We start from the raw sequence: 695 nt of genomic DNA on the forward strand, positions 1-695 counted from the left end.
GCGCCATCCCGCCGAACAATCCGATTTCTTTCGCCTTGCACGGTTATATGCCGATGGCGGTCTCTACGTCGACGCGGATGATCGCCGTGTCGGCCTGATCCACAAGGTGTTGGATGGCGAGAGCCGCGTCATCCTGTGTTCCGAGCCGCACCGCGCAATCGCGAACAACTTCATGGCCGCTCCCCCCCGTCATCCGCTCTTCAAACTTGCTGCGACCCTGTGCAAGGACGCCATGCTCGCGCGCGACAACGAAAATATCTGGAACAAGACAGGGCCGGGGTTGATCACGCGCGCGACTGCCCGCTACCTGGTGGCGTGCGAACAGGAAGAGCGCGCCGCGGATCTCCGCATCTACACCGTACAAGAGCTGTCCCGCATCGCGCAGTTCCACGTCAGGATCGCCTACAAGGACTCGCCGACCTACTGGAAGGCGAGCAGCCCGCGCACGGCATCTCCCAGACGCGCTGCCGTGTCGAAAACGTAGTGCGGATGAGCGGTCCGACGTAAATCGAGGACCGCTACAAACCGGTGTGGCGGAAGGCACCCGCCGCCGGTTTCACCCGCGCTCAGGCAGCTTCGGAGCCACCGATCCGCTTCAGCATGGACGCAGGCACCTGACGCGCGGCCGACACCCGCGGCATGCTCATCTCCGCAATGGTCCGCTCCTCGCCATAAAGATCGACGTATTCCTGGTA

General features: G+C 63.2%; 1 protein-coding gene. It reads left to right on the forward strand.

The window, feature by feature from the left end:
* Positions 1-484: glycosyltransferase (locus tag J1C49_RS22030; RefSeq protein ID WP_227447858.1), on the forward strand; the 484-nt coding region annotated here is incomplete at its 5' end.
* Positions 485-695: the final 211 nt, after the last annotated feature.

The organism is Cognatishimia sp. F0-27 (assembly GCF_020667845.1).
Taxonomy (GTDB): domain Bacteria; phylum Pseudomonadota; class Alphaproteobacteria; order Rhodobacterales; family Rhodobacteraceae; genus JAFMPQ01.